Here is a 17,540-nt window from a genome sequence, read left to right as displayed (position 1 = left end):
ACAGTTGACCCAAGTGAAACGCTTTTCGCTAGGATTGTCGAGCAAAGACCTTCACCAGCCAGTCGATGAAAACGCGAACGCGGGGCGAGAGCTGCCGGTTTCGCGGATAGAGCAGGCAGACCGGCGTTGGCGTCAGCTTGAAATCCGGCAGGACATGAACGAGTGTGCCGGCCGCGAGGTCCCTTTCGGCGTGATACCGCGGCACCTGTATTAGGCCGAGGGCGAGCCTCGCCGCCGACATGAAGCTCTCCGCGGCATTGACGGTTACCGCCGCGGGCAAGGTGATGTTGCGGATGCTGCCGCCGACGATGAATTCCAGTGGTAGAACGCCGCCCGTCGCAGTCGAGCGGAAACCGACCATGCGGTGGCCATCGAGCCTGTCGGGATGCTCGGGCAGGCCATGCTTTTCGATATAGACGGGAGCGGCAAGGGTAACCTCCTCCAGCATGGCGACGCGACGTGCCACCATGTCGCTGTCATCAGGCGTGCCGACCCGCAACACGCAGTCGATGCCCTCGCGCACGAGGTCGACCAGACGGTCGCCCTCACTCATGTAGAACTCGATATCCGGATACATCTCCAGAAAAGACGGCAGGCTCGGCAGCACGAAATGCCGGGCAAGCGTGCCATGCACGTCCACGCGCAGCATGCCCTTCGGCTTGGCGCCGGCGAAGGCGCCCTCCGCGTCCTCGATATCCGCGAGGATGGAGATACAGCGCTGATAATAGGCTTCGCCGTCTAGCGTCGGGCTGACATGGCGCGTGGTCCTCTGCAGCAGACGCACGCCGAGGCGTGCTTCCAGCTGCTTGACGGCATCGGTCACCGTGGAGCGCGGCAGGCCGGTGTCTTCGGCGGCGAGCGTGAAGCTGCGGCGCTCCACGACGCGGGAAAACACCCGCATGGCATCGAATCTGTCCATCTTATTTGTTCGGATTATTCGGATAGTGATGCCGAATAATGGCTGATTATCCGCAATGTGAAAAGAGGCATCTTCTCCGCATCGAAACGCGCTGAGGCACGATGAAAGAAGGAGAAAGGCAATGAGCAGCAACGAGAACAAGGTCGCACTGGTCACGGGCGCTTCGAGAGGTATCGGCGCCGCGATCGCGGAACGGCTGGCCAAGGACGGTTTCACCGTCGTTATCAACTACTCCGGAAACGCCGCGCTCGCCGAAGAGCTTGTGCAGAAGATCGAACGGGGTGGTGGCAAGGCACTGACCGCGCAAGCTGACGTCAGCAACCCCGAAGCCGTCCGCCGGATGTTCGATGCAGCGGAAGCAGCCTTCGGCGGCATCGACGTGCTGGTCAACAATGCCGGTATCATGCAGCTTTCCTCGATTGCCGATGCTGACGACGCCAACTTCGATCGTCAGGTGAGCGTCAATCTGAAGGGCACGTTCAACACCTTGCGCGAAGCCGGAAGGCGCCTGCGCAACGGCGGCCGTATCGTCAACTTCTCGACGAGCGTCGTGGGTCTGAAGCTCGAAAACTATGGCGTCTACGCAGCGACTAAGGCAGCCGTCGAAACGCTGACGGCCATCATGTCGAAAGAACTGCGCGGCCGCAACATCACCGTCAACGCCGTGGCTCCGGGTCCGACCGCCACCGACCTCTTCCTCGACGGGAAATCGGATGAGCTGATCGCCCGGTTGGCCAAGATGAACCCGCTAGAGCGTCTGGGAACACCGGAGGATATCGCCGCCTCGGTCTCCTTTCTCGCTGGTTCAGACGGTTCCTGGATCAACGGCCAGGTGCTGCGCGCCAACGGCGGCATGGTCTGATCGTCGACTTCGGCGGGTTTGTCCTGCCGCCACTCTCCGAACGCCAGCATTCAACACCCTCGAATATCCAAGGAACAGGAAAATGGATAAGCAGGTCATCGTCATCACCGGAGCATCCAGCGGCTTTGGCGCTCTCACCGCCCGCACCCTCGCCGCAGAAGGGCATGTCGTCTACGCCGGGATCCGCGACACGGCCGGCCGCAACGCGAAAGCCGTTGCCGATATCGCGGCCTTCTCGCGGGAGAACAATGTCGATTTGCGTTCGGTCGAACTTGATGTGGTCTCCAACGCGTCCGTCGAAGCCGGGATCGCCAAGGTCATCGCGGAGGTGGGCCAGCTCGACGTCGTCATCCATAATGCCGGCCATATGTCGTTTGGCCCGGCCGAGGCTTTCACGCCGGAGCAATATGCAGAGTTGTTCGACGTCAACGTACTATCGACGCAGCGGGTGAACCGTGCTGCGCTTCCCCATATGCGCAAGCGCGGCAAGGGACTGGTCGTCTGGGTTTCCTCCTCCAGCACACGCGGCGGCACGCCTCCCTATCTTGCGCCCTACTTCGCTGCCAAAGCCGCGATGGACTCGGTTGCCGTCTCCTATGCGTCGGAGCTTGCCCGGTGGGGCATCGAAACCGCGATCATCGTGCCAGGCGCCTTTACCAGGGGCACGAATCACTTCGCGCACTCTGGTTCGCCGGCCGACGCGGCGCGGGCAGCGGAATACAATGACGGCCCCTACAGGGGCGTGCCGGAGCAGGCGCTGCAGGGGCTTGCCGCGCTCGAACCCGCCGATGCCGATGCAGGCTCGGTCGCAACGTCGATCGCGCAGGTCGTCGCCATGCCCTTTGGCAAGCGTCCGTTCCGCACCCATGTCGACCCGTCTGAGGACGGTGCCGAGGTCGTCAATGGCGTTGCCGACCGGGTTCGTGCCGAAATGTTCCGGCGAATCGGTCTGGAAGATCTCCTCAAGCCAGTCATTCGCTGAATGCCGGTGTCCGCCATTGTTCCATTTTTGCGAACTTGCTGTGCACGAATCAGCTCTTAACAAATGGGCAAGGGCAGGCTTATGATGCTCGGACGAAAGGCGACTGGAAGACCTCCAACTCCGGGCGCCAACCTCAGATACCGGCCGAGCCATTTCCCTGGTGGCGCGGCAGGGTCTGAACGGAATTCGATGACAGACAGTTGCGGCCCGTCAAGGAACTCCTCCCGGGCCGCAATTGCGTCAGGCGTCATTAAGTTTGGCGTCCGAGAGCAATTTCACCAGCCAGTCGACGAAGACGCGGACCTTGTTGCTGAGGTGCCGGTTTGGCGGATAGACGATGTAGAGCGGCAACGGCTCGCGGCTCCATTCCGGCAGAATCTCCACGAGGTCGCCTTTCGCCAATGCGTCGCGGATCATGAAGCGCGGCAGCTGTGCAATGCCGAGACCGTTCAATGCCGCATTGACGAACGTTCGGCTGTCGTTGACCGACAGCAGGTAACGCGGATTGATCTCCAAATCTTCATTGTCCTTGCGGAATTCGAATGGGAGTGTCCGGTTGGTCTGGGCACGGAAGTAACTCACTGAATAATGGTCGTTTTCCAGCTCCTCGGGGCGGGTTGGAATGCCGAATTTTTCGATGTAGAGCGGTGCTGCGCAGGTGAGCATTTCGACTTCTGAGACGCGCCTTGCGATCAGTGACTGGTCGGCGGGCGTTCCGCCGCGAAGCGCGCAGTCGACGTTCTCGGCGAGGTAGTCGACGGTGCGGTCGCCCACGCCGAGGTCTACGCGGATATCCGGGTATTTCTGGTAGAAGTCGCAGAGCGCGGGCACGACGATCCAGTCGGCAAAAGCGCCTGCCATCTCAACGCGCAAACGTCCGGTCGGCAGTCCCTGCGAATTCGACAGGCTGCCGTCCAGTTCCTCGAGTTCGGAGACGATCTGGGCCGCTCGTTCATAGTAGAGCGCGCCGTCGGTCGTCACCATGACCCTGCGCGTGGTGCGGTTGAGAAGCTTGGTGTGCAGATGCGCCTCAAGCCCCTGGATGAGATTGGTCACCGTCGCCTTGGGCATGGCGAGCGTGTCGGCGGCCCGTGTGAAATTGCCCGTCTCTACGACGCGGATGAAAGCGCGCATTGCCGAGAGCTGGTCCATCGGAAATCACCTAAGCAGGTTGCACTGCGGTATTGTTCGAAATTCGGAACAGTGTAATCGCACTATCGCTTCTTATTCCGACAGTGGAATAACAATATCTTTTCCTCAGAAATTGCAAGCCATCTTGGCGCGCAATACGTTATGTGGGTCAAACGCGAGCCGGAACGATGGCGGTGCAGGTGAAAGACATAGTGATGGAGAAGGTGGCCATCGGCCCCGTTTCCGCACGCGTCTATCAGGGCGCCGAGTTCGGCAAGGGTTCGCCGATCATACTGTTTTTTCATGGCGGCGCCTTTCTGCAGTCGGGCATCAAGGACAGCGTGGTTGCGCAGAGCTTGGCGAAAGCCGGCGCAATCGTCGCAGTGCCGGACTACAATGCGCCGCTCGGCAATGTCTTTCCGAAGCCGCTCGAAGTCGGCTATTCGATCTTCTCTTATCTCGCCAACAAGCGCGCGTCGGGTCTCGGCGATCGCAATTCTCTGCTTATCGTGGCTGGCGAAGAGGCGGGTGGCAACATTGCTGCCGGTGTCGCTTTCAAGGCACGTGACCATTATGCCGATGCACTCGATGGTCAGGTTCTGATTTCGCCGCTGCTTGACCCATTCATGGGAACGTCGTCCATCCGCAAAGCTGACGGCATCGGTATGCGCCAGCGCTGGACCGAAGGCTGGAGCCACTATCTCAGTGGCGGCGGCTGTCATCCCTATGCTGCACCGTGTTTGTGTTCCCGTATCGCAGGGGTCGCGCCGGCACTTGTTCTGACGGCAGAAGATGATCCCCTTCGTGACGAGACGCTCGGTTATGCGGATCGCCTGAAACAGGCTGGTGTTGCAGTTCGCCGAAATGTCCTCCCCGCCGGGACAGGTTGGCCATCCCTTTATGGCGGGAAGTCCGAACACACGTCGAATTGGCAACACACGATCACTGACCAGTTCGAGGGCTTTGTTCGCGATATTAGCAGCCAACCTATTGCATTGAAGACGAACTGATTGAATCCGGCCATTTCAAGGGCCGCAAGGAGAGTAACAATGACGTCCAGTAAGAAGCGCTGGGCCCTCGTGGGCGCCGGCTTGGGACTTGCTGCGTCCGTTTCGGCCGCAGCCATCTTTTTCGAACTGCCGATGAGCACGACCGCCACGGCCGCTTCCACACCCGCACAGGCTCCCGCTGTGCCGGTGACGGTTGCCCTCGTCGCCAGCCGTGACGTGACGACATGGCAGGAGTTTTCCGGCCGGCTTGAGGCCGTCGACCGCGTGCAGATCCGTTCGCGCGTGGCCGGAGCCATCCAAGCCGTGCACTTCCGCGAAGGCGCGCTGGTGAAGGCGGGCGATCTGCTTTTCACTATCGACCCCGAGCCCTATCAGGCGGCGGTTTCCCAGGCCGAGGGCCAGGTGGCATCTGCCGAGGCGAAGGTCAACCTCGCGCAGATCGAGCTGGAACGCGGCCGCAGGCTCTCAGACAACAAGACGATTTCGCAAAGCGATCTCGATCAGCGTCAGAATGCCTTCACTGAAGCGCAGGCCGGCCTGCGTACCGCCCAGGCGGCGCTTCGTTCGGCACAGCTCGAACTCGGCTACACCGCGGTCCATGCGCCGGTTGCCGGCCGTGTCGGCAAGATCGAGATCACCGTTGGTAACCTTGTTGCCGCTGGCTCCACATCTCCCGCTCTGACGACGCTCGTGTCGGTCGATCCGATCTACGCAAGCTTCAATGCCAGCGAAGAGATGGTCACCAAGGCGCTTGCCGAACTACCAGCCGATGATGGTGCCGTCCCCGCCGTCGAGCAGATCCCGGTCGAGGTCGGCACGCTGGCGGATCAGGGCACGCCGATCAAGGGCAAGCTGCAACTGATCGACAATCAGGTCGATGCGGCAAGCGGCACGATCGGCGTTCGCGCCGTCTTCGACAATCCCGGCGGCAAGCTGATCCCCGGCCAGTTCGTCCGGGTCCGCATGGGCGAGCCGAAGGCCGAGAACAAGATCCTGATCAGCGACCGCGCCATCGGCACGGACCAGGACAAGAAGTTCGTGTTCGTCGTCGATGCGGAGAACAAGGTGAGCTATCGGCCCGTCCAGCTCGGTGCGGCCGCGGAAGGCCAGCGTATCGTTGAAAGCGGCCTGACCGTCGGCGACAAGATCGTCGTCAATGGTCTGCAGCGTATCCGTCCGGGCGCAGTGGTTGCGCCGCAGGCGGAAGAGAAAGTCGCCACGGCTCAATAAGCCGAAGCATCCGGAGCGTCTCGGCGCCCCGCGGAAATTCCGAAAGACGCGATCCACCGGCGGCCTCCCAACCGCCGGAGGGGGTCGTTGCATCCCAGTTTCATCCCGGAGGGGGCTTTGAAATGAATTTCTCCAGATTCTTTGTCGACCGTCCGGTGTTTGCCGGGGTCCTATCGGTCCTCATAGTGGTCGCCGGTCTGCTCGGCCTGCGCGCACTGCCGATTTCCGAATATCCGGAAGTCGTTCCGCCATCGATCGTCGTGCGTGCCACCTATCCCGGCGCAAACCCGGAGGTTATTGCGCAGACGGTCGCAACGCCGCTCGAAGAACAGATCAACGGCGTCGAGGGCATGCTCTATATGTCCAGCCAGGCGACTTCCGACGGCGTCATGACGCTGACGGTCACCTTCAAGCTCGGCACGGACCCGGACAAGGCACAGCAACTCGTCCAGAACCGCGTTTCGCAGGCCGAACCGCGTCTGCCGGAAGAGGTGAAGACCATCGGCATAACGACGGTCAAAAGCTCTCCCGACCTGATGATGGTCGTGAACCTGATCTCGCCCGACAATCGCTATGACATCACCTATCTGCGCAATTACGGCGTCCTCAACATCAAGGACCGGCTGGCGCGTATCGATGGCGTCGGACAGGTTCAGGTCTTCGGTTCGGGCGACTATTCCATGCGCGTCTGGATCGACCCGCAGAAGGCTGCCGAGCATGGCCTTGCCGCCAGCGACGTCACCAATGCGATCCGCGGCCAGAACGTGCAGGCCGCAGCCGGCACGATCGGCGCTTCGCCGAGCCTGTCAGGTGTAGACCTGCAGCTCAACGTCAATGCGCAGGGCCGCCTGCAGACGCCCGAGGAGTTCGGCAACATCATCGTCAAGACCGGCGCCAATGGCGAGATCACCCGTCTTCGCGACGTTGCCCGCATCGAGCTCGGCGCTGCCGATTATTCGCTGCGCTCGATCCTCGATGGCAAGCCGGCAGTCGCTATCCCGGTCTTCCAGTCTCCGGGTTCCAATGCCATTACCATCTCGGACGAAGTTCAAAAGACGATGGAAGAGCTGAAGACCGCGATGCCTGACGGCGTCAGCTACGAGATCGTCTATGACACGACGAAGTTCGTCCGGTCGTCGATCGAGAAGGTCGTCGACACGCTGCTCGAAGCCATTGCGCTCGTCGTCATCGTCGTCATTCTGTTCCTGCAGACATGGCGCGCCTCGATCATCCCGCTGATTGCCGTTCCGGTTTCGATCATCGGCACGTTTGCGGTGATGTATGTCTTCGGCTTCTCCATCAACGCGCTCAGCCTCTTCGGCCTCGTCTTGGCGATCGGCATCGTGGTGGACGACGCGATCGTCGTGGTCGAAAACGTCGAACGAAACATCGAGAACGGGCTCAGTCCGCGTGCTGCAACCTACAAGGCAATGAAGGAAGTCTCCGGCCCGATCATCGCGATCGCACTTGTGCTCGTCGCCGTCTTCGTGCCGCTCGCCTTCATCAGCGGGCTGTCGGGACAGTTCTATCGCCAGTTTGCGCTGACGATCGCGATTTCGACCGTCATCTCGGCCTTCAACTCGCTGACATTGTCACCGGCACTCGCGTCCCTCTTGCTGCAGGACCATCACGCCAAGCGTGATTGGCTGACACGCGGGATGGATGCCGTCTTCGGCTGGTTCTTCCGGGGCTTCAACAAGGCCTTCGGTGCCGGTTCCCGGGGCTATGGAAAGGGCGTCGGCGGCCTCGTGTCGCGCAAGAGCATCGTCATGCTGGTGTATCTGGCGCTCGCCGGCGCGACCTACGGTCTGTTCAATGCCGTACCGGGCGGCTTCGTGCCGGCTCAGGACAAGCAATATCTGATCGGCTTTGCCCAGCTGCCGGATGCTGCGAGCCTCGACCGCACCGAAGACGTCATCAAGCGGATGAGCGACATTGCCATGGCCGAACCCGGCGTCGCGCATGCCATCGCCTTCCCGGGCCTGTCGATCAACGGCTTCACCAACTCCTCGAACGCCGGCATCGTCTTCGTGACGCTGAAGGATTTCGAGGAACGCAAGTCGCCGGCGCTCTCAGGCGGTGCGATCGCCATGTCCCTGAACCAGAAGTTCGGGGCGATCCAGGATGCCTTCATTGCGATGTTCCCGCCGCCGCCGGTCAATGGTCTCGGCACGACGGGCGGCTTCAAGATGCAGCTCGAAGACCGGGCCGGTCTCGGCTATCAGGTGCTCGACGAGGCCAACAAGGCGATGATCACCAAGGCCTACCAGACGCCTGAACTGACGGGCATATTCTCTGCCTATCAGATCAATGTTCCGCAGCTCTATGCCGATCTCGACCGTGAGAAGGCGGAACAGCTGGGTGTCCCTGTGACCGACGTTTTCGAGACACTGCAGATCTATCTCGGTTCGCTCTATGTCAACGACTTCAACGCATTCGGCCGCACCTACAGCGTGCGCGTCCAGGCCGATGCCAAGTTCCGTGCCCAGCCCGAGGACATTGGCAAGCTGAAGGTTCGTTCCGCATCGGGCCAAATGATCCCGCTGTCTGCGCTCCTGAAGGTGAACGCGACAACCGGGCCGGAGCGGACCAACCGTTATAACGGTTTCCTCTCCGCCGATATCAACGGCGGTCCAGCTCCGGGCTTTTCCTCAGGCCAGGCTCAGGCGGCGATCGAGAAGATCGCCGACGAGACGCTGCCCAAGGGCATCGCCTTCGAATGGACGGACCTGACCTATCAGCAGATCCTGGCGGGCAATTCCGGCGTGATCGTCTTCCCGCTGGCGCTGCTGCTCGTCTTCCTCGTGCTCGCTGCACAGTATGAGAGCCTTGCCCTGCCGATCGCGATCATCATGATCGTGCCGATGGGCGTGTTGGCGGCACTGACAGGCGTCTGGCTGACCGGTGGAGACAACAACATCTTCACGCAGATCGGGCTGGTGGTCCTTGTCGGCCTCTCGGCGAAGAACGCGATCCTGATCGTGGAATTCGCTCGCGAGCTGGAATTCGAAGGCCGCACGCCAGTACAGGCGGCAATCGAAGCAAGCCGCCTGCGCCTGCGTCCGATCTTGATGACCTCGATGGCGTTCATCATGGGCGTCGTGCCGTTGGTCGTTTCAACCGGTGCAGGTGCCGAGATGCGCGCCGCGATGGGTGTGGCCGTGTTCTCCGGCATGATCGGCGTGACGTTCTTCGGCATCTTCATGACGCCAGTGTTTTACGTGCTGGTTCGCAAGCTGACAGGCAACCGTCCGCTGGTGCAGCACAAGGAGCACGAGCACGAGCAGGAAGAGAACGAAGCGAAAGTCATACGGCTCGCTGCCGAATAGCCCCCACTGCGCGGCGAGACGTGGAAAGGCGGAGCAGTGCTCCGCCTTTCCTGTTTTCATGGGCTGACCATGCGGCTACGTCTCGAAGGACAGAGCCGGGCGAGGGCAGGCGCGCGGTGAATGGTTGATGGAGGCCGCCACTGCATATTGTCATTATTGGCGCAGCGGGAATGATCGGGCGCAAGCTGACCACGCGGCTCGTCGCCGACGGGCGGCTCGCAGGTCAGGCTGTCACTCGCTTTCCCTTGTCGACGTCGTCACACCGGTCGCCCGGGAAGGCTTCACTGGGCGTGTCGCGGCGAGCGCTGCCGATATTTCTGCTAAAGGACAGACCGCACGGATCGTCGCCGCCTCAAGGCCCGATGTCGTGTCTCATCTTGCCGCGATCGTGTCCGGCGGGGCTGAGCGAGGGGCCATCGCGGAGGCGATGCTGCTGCTCGAAGCGGGCGGTGGTTCACCGCAGGCATTGCGCCGCGTGGTCCGCGGTGGCTTCGCGGAAAGCCGCATCCTGGACATTCACGGTCAGCGGATGGTCGACCGCGATTTCGCAACTGCCGGTCCTTCGAGGCTGCAGCCCAAGGATCTGACCAACATCACTGCGACTGCGGAAAGCCTCTCGCTAACGCTGCCGCTGACGCAGGCCGTTCGCGCCGAGTTTGCGGAGTTCGTCGAACATGGCGGCGGCGAAACCGATCACAGCGGTTTGCTGCTGCAACTCGAAGAAACGAAACACCGTTCCTCGAAAGGCTGAATTGCCTAGTGCACAGGATCTCTGTCAAAATCGACGCTGCGTTCGACCTACAATGATTGATGGATTTTTAGGGTGTTCTAATTAATCTCTCGCCAAAAGGTTGGTTCGGCACGTACAAAGGACTTCCGTGGTGTCGGCATGACACCACACTGTTACTTGAAGCTGCATGAGGCTTGGACGGCGTTGGCATCGAGCAGTCCCACACGGTCCGAACGAGAGTTCCAGGACATTTTGCGGCGCCTTGAGCTTGCACTCGATGCGTCACAGATCGGTGTGTGGGAGCACAACCTCGATCAGAATGAGATCGCCTGGGATGTCCAGATGCATCGGCTCTACCAGACCGGGAGAAAGAGTGGTCCGGTCCCGACTGCCATCTGGTCAAACGCAATTCACCCCGACGATCGCGCGCGCGCCGAACAGGAATTCGAGGACGCCATTGCCAGACGCGGGCAATATAATTCGGAGTTTCGGATCGTTTGGCCGGGCGGCGAGATAAGATATATCCGATCACGGGCCCATTTCTACGTGAACGACGATGGGTCGCCCTCCTTTGTCGGCGCGGAGTGGGACGTCACGGCAGACGTACTGCTTGCGAACGAGGCGGCTCGCCAACGGGCGGTCGCCGAGGCGCGGGCCTTGGCTTTGGAAGAAAGCAGTGCACGCATCGAGTATGTGGCGGAACACGACTATCTGACCGGTCTTCCCAACCGTCGCCTTTTCGACAAACGCCTGGCCGAATTGGCCGAGGACGCCTCGGTCTCGACGCTTGCAGTTCTCCACCTCGACCTCGACGAGTTCAAGCAGATCAACGACAGTCATGGCCATGCCGCCGGCGACGTCGTGCTGCGTGCCGCGGCCTTGCGGATCGAGGCCGCCATTCCAAAAGCCGCAATGGCGGCACGTATCGGTGGCGACGAATTCGTCATCCTTCTCGTCAATTTCGGAGGGTTGACCGAACTGAATCGTATGGCGCGTGACGTGCAGCGGCGCTTGAAGAAGAAGATTCGCTTCGGCCACGAAATGCTGCAATCGGGAGCTTCGATCGGCATTTCCTGGTCGGCAGATCGCTCTGGCTCCAACCTGCTCGCTGAGTCCGATATCGCGCTCTATCAGGCAAAAACATCGGGGCGCGACCGCGTCGAGTTCTTTTCACAGCAGCTCAAAGACGATCTTATGGGCAAGCGGCGCCTTGCAGAAGAGCTGAAGCTTGCGCTGGAGCAAGGCGATATTATTCCATTTTACCAATTGCAGCTCGATGCCCATACGCGCGAGATCGTCGGCATCGAGGCACTGGCACGCTGGCATCACAGCGAGCGTGGCACTCTCTCACCCGGTATCTTCCTGAAGATCGCCGACGAGTTCGGTTTGTCGTCCGAAATCGACGCTTCGATCCTGAGGCGCGTTCTCGCGGACCGGCTGAGCTGGGGGCAGCATGCAACGGCCTTGCCACGGATCTCGGTCAACATTTCGGGACAGCGCCTCTACGATCCGCAATTGATCGGCGCTCTGGAGACGCTCGAGATACCGGAAGGTGCCCTGGTTTTCGAACTGGTCGAGACGATTTTCCTGGATGATTGCGACGACGAGCTCCTGCAGACTGTCGATCGCATTAAGCAGATGGGAATCGAGATTGAGATCGATGATTTCGGTTCTGGCCACGCGTCGCTCATCGGCCTTGTCCGGCTGCGCCCGGCACGCCTGAAGATCGACCGGCAACTGGTGAGCGAGGTGGATACGTCCTCCGAGCAGCGCCGCGTCGTCAAGTCGATCGTCGAGATCGGCAAGGCTCTCGGTGTGGACATTATCGCGGAAGGAGTCGAGACCGAAAACCATGCCGTGACGCTCGCCAAGCTCGGCTGCCACACGTTGCAGGGCTTCGCGCTCGGCCATCCGCTGCCGGCATCCGAGATCGATAGCATCTTCGCTTCGAAAAAGGCGACGCAGGCCGCCAACCTTCGTCGTTAGCTTGCCTGGGTAGAGCGCTTACGGCTCAAGTTCGCCGCGGGCTTCCAGATACCAGTCGACGAAAGCCTTCACGCCGACATTCAGCGTCGTCTCCGGCCTGTAGCCGGTCAGAGCCACCAGCAAATCGGGGCTGGCAAAGGTGCGCGGCACGTCACCCTTTTGCATCGGCAGCATCTTGCGCTTTGCCGGCTGGCCGAGTGTCTTTTCGACGGTCTCGACGAAGGTCATCAGGTTCTCGGGCTGACCGCCGCCGATATTGACGACACGGAACGGAGCCTGATGCGAAAGCGTCTCGACACGTTGGTCGGCCACGCGGTTGGCTTCCGACGGAGCAACGGACGAGAGCCGGACAACCGCCTCCACGAGGTCATCGATATAGGTGAAGTCGCGGCTCATCTGGCCTTCGCCGTAGATCTCGATCGGCTGGTCCTCCAGCATGTTCTTCACGAACTTGAAGAGCGCCATATCGGGACGGCCCCAGGGGCCATAGACGGTGAAGAAGCGGAAGGCTGTGGTCGGGATCTTGTGGAGATGGGCATAGCTGTGCGCCATCAGTTCCATCGATTTTTTCGTCGCCGCATAGAAGGTCAGCGGCTCGTCCGCCCGGTCTGTCTCGCGGAAGGGAACAGTCGGGTTGGCACCATAGATCGACGAGGTCGAGGCCAGCATCAGATGGTTGACACCGACATCCTTGGCGATCTCGAGGATGTTCCAGGACCCTTCCAGGTTGGACGTCAGATAGGCCTTCGGGTTTTCGAGGCTGTAGCGCACACCGGCTTGCGCTGCGAGATGCACCATCACATCGGGCGTTGCGCTTTCCACGGCCTCTTCCAGGGCCTTGCGATCTTCCAGCATGGCTGTCACCGAGCGAAAGGCCGGAAACTGTGCCAGCGCCGCGTTGCGCATGTGCTTGAGCTTGATGTTGTAGTAGTGCGTCATGCCATCGAAGCCGACGACTTCGTGGCCATCCTGCAGCAGGCGGCGGGCAAGATGAAAGCCGATGAAGCCCGCAGTGCCGGTGATGAAATAGCGCATCTCTACTGCTTCTCGTTCTTCTTTCCGATAGCGAAATAGGCAAAGCCATGCTTGGTCACTTCGGCGACGGGATAGATATTGCGCAGGTCGACGATCGTCGGGGTTTTCACCAGCGACTTCATCCGCTTGAGATCGAGCGCCCGGAATTCGTCCCATTCGGTGACGATGACGATGGCGTCCGCACCTTCGGCGATCTCGTAGGGGTCGTTGCCGTAGGTGATCGGGCCGATAACCTCTTTTGCCATCTCCATGCCTTCCGGATCGTAGGCCTGAACATTGGCGCCACCGTCCAGCAGCGCCTGGATGATGGTGATCGACGGCGCGTCGCGCATGTCGTCGGTGTTCGGCTTGAAGGTCAGGCCGAGGATCGCAATCTTCTTGCCGCGAACAGTGCCGTCGCAGGCGGCGATGACCTTGCGGCCCATGGCACGCTTGCGGTTGTCGTTGATCGCGACCGTCGTCTCGATGAGGCGAACCGGGCTGTCATAATCCTGCGCGGTCTTGACCAGCGCCAGTGTATCCTTGGGGAAGCACGAGCCGCCGTAGCCGGGGCCGGCATGCAAGAACTTGTCGCCGATGCGCTTGTCCATGCCGATGCCCTTGGCCACTTTCTGCACGTCGGCGCCGATCTGCTCGCAAAGGTCGGCGATCTCGTTGATGAAGGTGATCTTCATCGCCAAGAAGGCGTTGGCCGCGTACTTGATCAGCTCGGAGGTGCGGCGTTCGCAGAAGTAGAGTGGTGCCTCGTTGAGGTAGAGGGGGCGATAGACCTCGCGCATGATTTCCACGGCGCGCGGCTCCTCGGTGCCAAGAACGATGCGATCCGGGCGCTTGAAGTCGCTAATTGCGGCGCCCTCGCGCAGGAATTCCGGATTGGAGACGACGGAAATATCCTTCTCGGGGAATTCCTCGCGGAAGATGCGCTCGATCTCGTCGCCGGTGCCGACGGGAACCGTTGACTTGGTGACGACGACGGTAAATCCGGAGACCGCCGCCGCGATCTCGCGGGCGGCCGCATAGACGTAACTCAGGTCGGCATGGCCATCGCCGCGCCGCGACGGCGTGCCGACAGCGATGAAGACGACCTCAGCCTCCGCAACCGATGCCGCCAGCTCCTTGGAAAAATCCAAGCGACCGGCGCTGCGGTTATGCTCGATGATGTTATCAAGGCCGGGTTCGAAAATCGGAGCTTTGCCGGCTTCGAGGGCGTCGATCTTCGCGGCGGACTTGTCGACACAGGTGACATGGTGGCCGAAATCGGCGAGGCAGGCACCGGAGACAAGGCCGACATAGCCCGAGCCAATCATCACAATACGCATGGGTACATTCCCTGGGACAGCAATCGCGGCCCGGCCGATTGGCCGGGGCCGCAATGGTGTTACAGGGCGTCGTTTATAAGTTCAAGACAGAGATGATCAGCTGCGCCCGAACTCGTCGACGATGCGGATGATATCGTCTTCGCCGAGATAGGATCCGGTCTGGACTTCGATCAGTTCAAGCATGATCTTGCCGGGGTTGGCCAAGCGATGGATTTCTCCGAGCGGAATGTAGACGGATTCGTTTTCCCTGAGCATCTGCACGTTTTCGCCGATCGTCACCTCGGCCGTGCCCTTGACGACGATCCAATGCTCGGAGCGGTGATGGTGCTTCTGCAGCGACAGCTTCTTGCCCGGCGTGACGAAGATGCGCTTGACCTGGAAGCGGTCGCCGTTCAGCACCGACGTGTAGCCGCCCCACGGCCGGTAGGAGGTCGGGTGCGTCTCGGTCAGCTGCGATGTCGATGGGGCGGCAGCGAGCATTTTCACGATGCTTCCAACGTCCTGGCTGTCCTGCAACCGGCCGACATAGACGGCGTCCTCGCTGGCGATGACGGCGATGTCGTCCATGCCCTGGACGGCGAGATGCACGCCATGTGTCATGATGAGCGAGTTCTTGGTATTGACGACGGTCGTATTGGCGGCCGCCACATTGCCATGCTCGTCGCGGCTGCCGCTCTTCCAGACGGAATCCCAGCTGCCGAGATCGGACCACTTGAAGGGCGAGGGGACGACGGCGGCGTTGCTCGTCTTTTCCATGATGGCGTAGTCGATCGAGATGTTCGGCGCGGCGGAAAACGCTGACCGATCGAGGCGCGTAAAATCAAGATCTGTCTTGGCGTTTGCGACGGCCTCTCCGGCCGCCTTTATCGTTTCGGGAGCGTGGGTGCGCAATTCATCGAGCAGACACGAAACCGAGAACATGAACATACCGGAGTTCCAATAGAAGCTGCCTGCGGCGAGCATCTCTTCCGCCTTGGCGAGCGGCGGTTTTTCGATGAAGCGTGCCACCACCCTTGCACCGGTCGTCAGCGCTTCTCCGCCTTCGATATAGCCGTAGCCGGTTGCCGGCTCGGTCGGCTGGATGCCGAACGTCACGAGCTTGCCTTCGGCGGCTGTCGCAGCTGCGATGCGGACGCAGTCAAAATAGGTGTCGTCGGCGACGATCTCATAGTCGGAGCCAAGCACATGCATGATTGTGTCTTGGTCAAAGCGTTTGCTCACCAGCGTCGCAGCCGCTGCAACGGCGGCAGCGGTGTTGCGGGCGACCGGTTCGAGCAGAATGGCTTCGAGGCCAATGTCCAGTTCGCGTGCCTGCTCGGCGACGAGAAAGCGGAACTCTTCGTTGGTGAGAACGACAGGAGCCTCGTAGAGCGCCGGATCGGACACGCGCTGCAGCGTCTCCTGGAAAAGTGTCTTGTCGCCGATAAACTGTATGAATTGCTTCGGTGCTGCAGCACGCGACAGCGGCCAGAGGCGCGTGCCCTTACCGCCAGCCATAATCACGGGAACGATCTTCTGTGTCATGTGGAGTGTCCTTGAATATCTCTTTTGCTTCGCCAATCAGTTCGCCTGCGCCCACCAGCGAATCCGCTCCAGACCGGCGTGCAGCAACGCCAGGGCGGCGGCTTCGCTTTCCGCCTCGGCGTAGCAGCGCATTTCGGGGGCATTGCCGGAGGGGCGGAAATGAATCATGCCTCGGTCCTTCAGCGTGACGCGAAGCCCATCGATGTCGCTGACGCCGCCGACCTCGCCGATCGGCTGCAGAAACGCCGCGAGATTGACGGAGCCGGCACGGAGATGCGCCATCAACCGGGCACTGGTCTCAACCGGAAAATTCTCAAGGCGGTCGGCCGCGGCAAACGGCAGATGGTAGGAGGCGGCGATGACCGAAAGCGGCTGCCGTCTGGATGCTGCGAGAGACAGCGTCGCCAGGATCGGCACGAAGCAATCGCGCGTCGGCAGGGCGCGCAGCTTATGGCCGTTGACGTCGAAGTCGCTCGCGGTCAGCACGCCTCCGTTTGCCTCGAAACCGGCGACATGGGTCTGCCCGGCTGCGAGTGCGTCTTGCATGCCTGATATCACAAAGGGAGAGCCGACTCGGGTGCGAATGATGTTGAAGCGACCGGCAGCTTCGATGCCGGAATTCGAAGTCACGGGCGTCACCACCGATGTCGCGCCGAGAAAGTCTGCGGCGATCAGTCCAAGCAGGTCGCCGCGCAGCGGCGTGCCGGTCTCATCTGCCACCAACGGGCGATCGCCATCACCATCCGCAGAGACAACCGCGTCGAGGCCATGCTGCCTTGCGACATCCTTGAGCTTGGCAATCGTCTCTTGCGAAACGGCCTCGGTGTCGACGGGTATGAATGCTTCCGAACGGCCAAACGGCACGACTGTTGCGCCGAAATGCTTCAAGAGGTCCACCAGCAGGTCACGGGCGACCGTGCTGTGTTGGTAGACACCGACTTTGACGCCGTCGAGCGCGCCTGTGGGGAGAATATTGGCATTCCGCTCGCGGAAATCTGCCAGGCATTCGACAGACCGATCCTGTGGTTTGGTGCCGCGGGGCTGAAACGCAAAACCGGCGCGATCGAGTTCTGTGGCCACGGCCGTGATCGTTGCCTCGTCTGCCTTGCCTATCTCACCGTCCGGCCGATAGAACTTTATGCCATTGCGATCGGCTGGAATGTGCGAGCCCGTTACCATCAGGCAAGCGGCCTTTTGCTGCAGGCCATAGAGCGCAAGCGCCGGCGTTGGGACGGTGCCGCAGTCGAGAATGTCGAAGCCGAGGCCGGCCAAAGCATCGGCGCAGTTTGCCGCGATTTCAGGGCTGGAATCCCTGAAGTCCTCGCCGATCAGCAGGGCATCGCCGTGGCGCGCCATTCCACTGTCGAGCAGATAGCGACCGAAGGCGGTGGCATAGAGCGCCGAAGCTCGCCCCTTGAGGTCAACAGACAGGCCGCGAAGCCCACTTGTTCCGAATTTCATTCTGAATAAGCCCCCGGATATG

The 17,540-nt window shown here is 61.1% G+C and carries 13 protein-coding genes; 7 read left to right on the top strand and 6 right to left on the bottom strand.

Translation table 11 applies throughout. The features are described from left to right. Positions 1-28: 28 nt before the first annotated feature. Positions 29-919, bottom strand: a complete 891-nt coding sequence (locus tag LPU83_RS54370) for a LysR family transcriptional regulator (RefSeq protein ID WP_024317312.1) — start codon at positions 917-919, stop codon at positions 29-31. A 121-nt stretch (positions 920-1,040) separates the two neighbouring features. Here LPU83_RS54370 and LPU83_RS54365 point away from each other — a divergent pair, with 121 nt between their 5' ends. Together LPU83_RS54365 and LPU83_RS54360 are read left to right on the top strand one after the other, a co-directional pair. Then, positions 1,041-1,781, top strand: coding sequence for an SDR family oxidoreductase (locus LPU83_RS54365; protein ID WP_024317311.1), 741 nt, complete (start codon positions 1,041-1,043; stop codon positions 1,779-1,781). A gap of 82 nt (positions 1,782-1,863) precedes the next feature. Next, positions 1,864-2,763, top strand: a complete 900-nt coding sequence (locus tag LPU83_RS54360; protein ID WP_024317310.1) for an SDR family oxidoreductase — start codon at positions 1,864-1,866, stop codon at positions 2,761-2,763. A 240-nt stretch (positions 2,764-3,003) separates the two neighbouring features. On the opposite strand, the gene LPU83_RS54355 is transcribed toward LPU83_RS54360, so the two are convergent. Next, positions 3,004-3,915: a LysR family transcriptional regulator gene (locus tag LPU83_RS54355; protein ID WP_024317309.1), complete on the bottom strand. Its 912-nt coding sequence runs from the start codon at positions 3,913-3,915 to the stop codon at positions 3,004-3,006. A gap of 167 nt (positions 3,916-4,082) precedes the next feature. Here LPU83_RS54355 and LPU83_RS54350 point away from each other — a divergent pair, with 167 nt between their 5' ends. The 5 genes from LPU83_RS54350 to LPU83_RS54325 all read left to right on the top strand — a co-directional run bounded on the left by LPU83_RS54350 (position 4,083) and on the right by LPU83_RS54325 (position 12,179). Further along, the gene (locus LPU83_RS54350) at positions 4,083-4,904 is read left to right on the top strand and encodes an alpha/beta hydrolase fold domain-containing protein (protein WP_024317308.1); all 822 of its coding nucleotides are present in this window, start codon (positions 4,083-4,085) and stop codon (positions 4,902-4,904) included. 39 nt (positions 4,905-4,943) lie between these two features. Beyond that, positions 4,944-6,134, top strand: a complete 1,191-nt coding sequence (locus tag LPU83_RS54345; protein ID WP_024317307.1) for an efflux RND transporter periplasmic adaptor subunit — start codon at positions 4,944-4,946, stop codon at positions 6,132-6,134. Between the two features lie 122 nt (positions 6,135-6,256). Continuing rightward, a complete protein-coding gene (locus LPU83_RS54340) occupies positions 6,257-9,463 on the top strand; it encodes an efflux RND transporter permease subunit (protein WP_024317306.1) in 3,207 nt (1,068 codons plus the stop codon). Between the two features lie 367 nt (positions 9,464-9,830). Continuing rightward, complete coding sequence (locus LPU83_RS54330; RefSeq protein ID WP_374046200.1) at positions 9,831-10,214, top strand: NAD-binding protein; 384 nt, start codon at positions 9,831-9,833, stop codon at positions 10,212-10,214. 138 nt (positions 10,215-10,352) lie between these two features. After that, positions 10,353-12,179 (top strand): putative bifunctional diguanylate cyclase/phosphodiesterase, encoded by a 1,827-nt coding sequence (locus LPU83_RS54325; protein ID WP_244656127.1) that lies wholly within the window; start codon positions 10,353-10,355, stop codon positions 12,177-12,179. A gap of 18 nt (positions 12,180-12,197) precedes the next feature. Here LPU83_RS54325 and LPU83_RS54320 read toward each other — a convergent pair whose 3' ends face one another. The 4 genes from LPU83_RS54320 to LPU83_RS54305 all read right to left on the bottom strand — a co-directional run bounded on the left by LPU83_RS54320 (position 12,198) and on the right by LPU83_RS54305 (position 17,518). Continuing rightward, positions 12,198-13,214, bottom strand: coding sequence for an NAD-dependent epimerase/dehydratase family protein (locus LPU83_RS54320; protein WP_024317303.1), 1,017 nt, complete (start codon positions 13,212-13,214; stop codon positions 12,198-12,200). A gap of 2 nt (positions 13,215-13,216) precedes the next feature. After that, the gene (locus LPU83_RS54315) at positions 13,217-14,533 is read right to left on the bottom strand and encodes a UDP-glucose dehydrogenase family protein (RefSeq protein WP_037069998.1); all 1,317 of its coding nucleotides are present in this window, start codon (positions 14,531-14,533) and stop codon (positions 13,217-13,219) included. A 96-nt stretch (positions 14,534-14,629) separates the two neighbouring features. Then, positions 14,630-16,057 carry a mannose-1-phosphate guanylyltransferase/mannose-6-phosphate isomerase gene (locus tag LPU83_RS54310; RefSeq protein WP_037069996.1) on the bottom strand — a complete coding sequence of 476 codons (1,428 nt, stop codon included), beginning with the start codon at positions 16,055-16,057 and terminating at the stop codon, positions 14,630-14,632. Positions 16,058-16,093: 36 nt separating this feature from the next. Beyond that, on the bottom strand, positions 16,094-17,518 hold the full coding sequence (locus LPU83_RS54305) for a phosphomannomutase (protein ID WP_024315645.1): 1,425 nt from the start codon (positions 17,516-17,518) through the stop codon (positions 16,094-16,096). Positions 17,519-17,540: the final 22 nt, after the last annotated feature.

The organism is Rhizobium favelukesii (genome assembly GCF_000577275.2).
Taxonomy (GTDB): domain Bacteria; phylum Pseudomonadota; class Alphaproteobacteria; order Rhizobiales; family Rhizobiaceae; genus Rhizobium; species Rhizobium favelukesii.
Note: the sequence above shows the minus strand (reverse complement) of the source record. Positions and strands in the feature narration are given on the sequence as shown.

Bases quoted from the DNA above. Each gene is read 5' to 3' on its own strand.
- LPU83_RS54370 (WP_024317312.1), bottom strand. From the start codon at position 919: ATGGACAGATTCGATGCCATGCGGGTGTTTTCCCGCGTCGTGGAGCGC.
- LPU83_RS54365 (WP_024317311.1), top strand. From the start codon at position 1,041: ATGAGCAGCAACGAGAACAAGGTCGCACTGGTCACGGGCGCTTCGAGA.
- LPU83_RS54360 (WP_024317310.1), top strand. From the start codon at position 1,864: ATGGATAAGCAGGTCATCGTCATCACCGGAGCATCCAGCGGCTTTGGC.
- LPU83_RS54355 (WP_024317309.1), bottom strand. From the start codon at position 3,915: ATGGACCAGCTCTCGGCAATGCGCGCTTTCATCCGCGTCGTAGAGACG.
- LPU83_RS54350 (WP_024317308.1), top strand. From the start codon at position 4,083: ATGGCGGTGCAGGTGAAAGACATAGTGATGGAGAAGGTGGCCATCGGC.
- LPU83_RS54345 (WP_024317307.1), top strand. From the start codon at position 4,944: ATGACGTCCAGTAAGAAGCGCTGGGCCCTCGTGGGCGCCGGCTTGGGA.
- LPU83_RS54340 (WP_024317306.1), top strand. From the start codon at position 6,257: ATGAATTTCTCCAGATTCTTTGTCGACCGTCCGGTGTTTGCCGGGGTC.
- LPU83_RS54325 (WP_244656127.1), top strand. From the start codon at position 10,353: ATGACACCACACTGTTACTTGAAGCTGCATGAGGCTTGGACGGCGTTG.
- LPU83_RS54320 (WP_024317303.1), bottom strand. From the start codon at position 13,214: ATGCGCTATTTCATCACCGGCACTGCGGGCTTCATCGGCTTTCATCTT.
- LPU83_RS54315 (WP_037069998.1), bottom strand. From the start codon at position 14,533: ATGCGTATTGTGATGATTGGCTCGGGCTATGTCGGCCTTGTCTCCGGT.
- LPU83_RS54310 (WP_037069996.1), bottom strand. From the start codon at position 16,057: ATGACACAGAAGATCGTTCCCGTGATTATGGCTGGCGGTAAGGGCACG.
- LPU83_RS54305 (WP_024315645.1), bottom strand. From the start codon at position 17,518: ATGAAATTCGGAACAAGTGGGCTTCGCGGCCTGTCTGTTGACCTCAAG.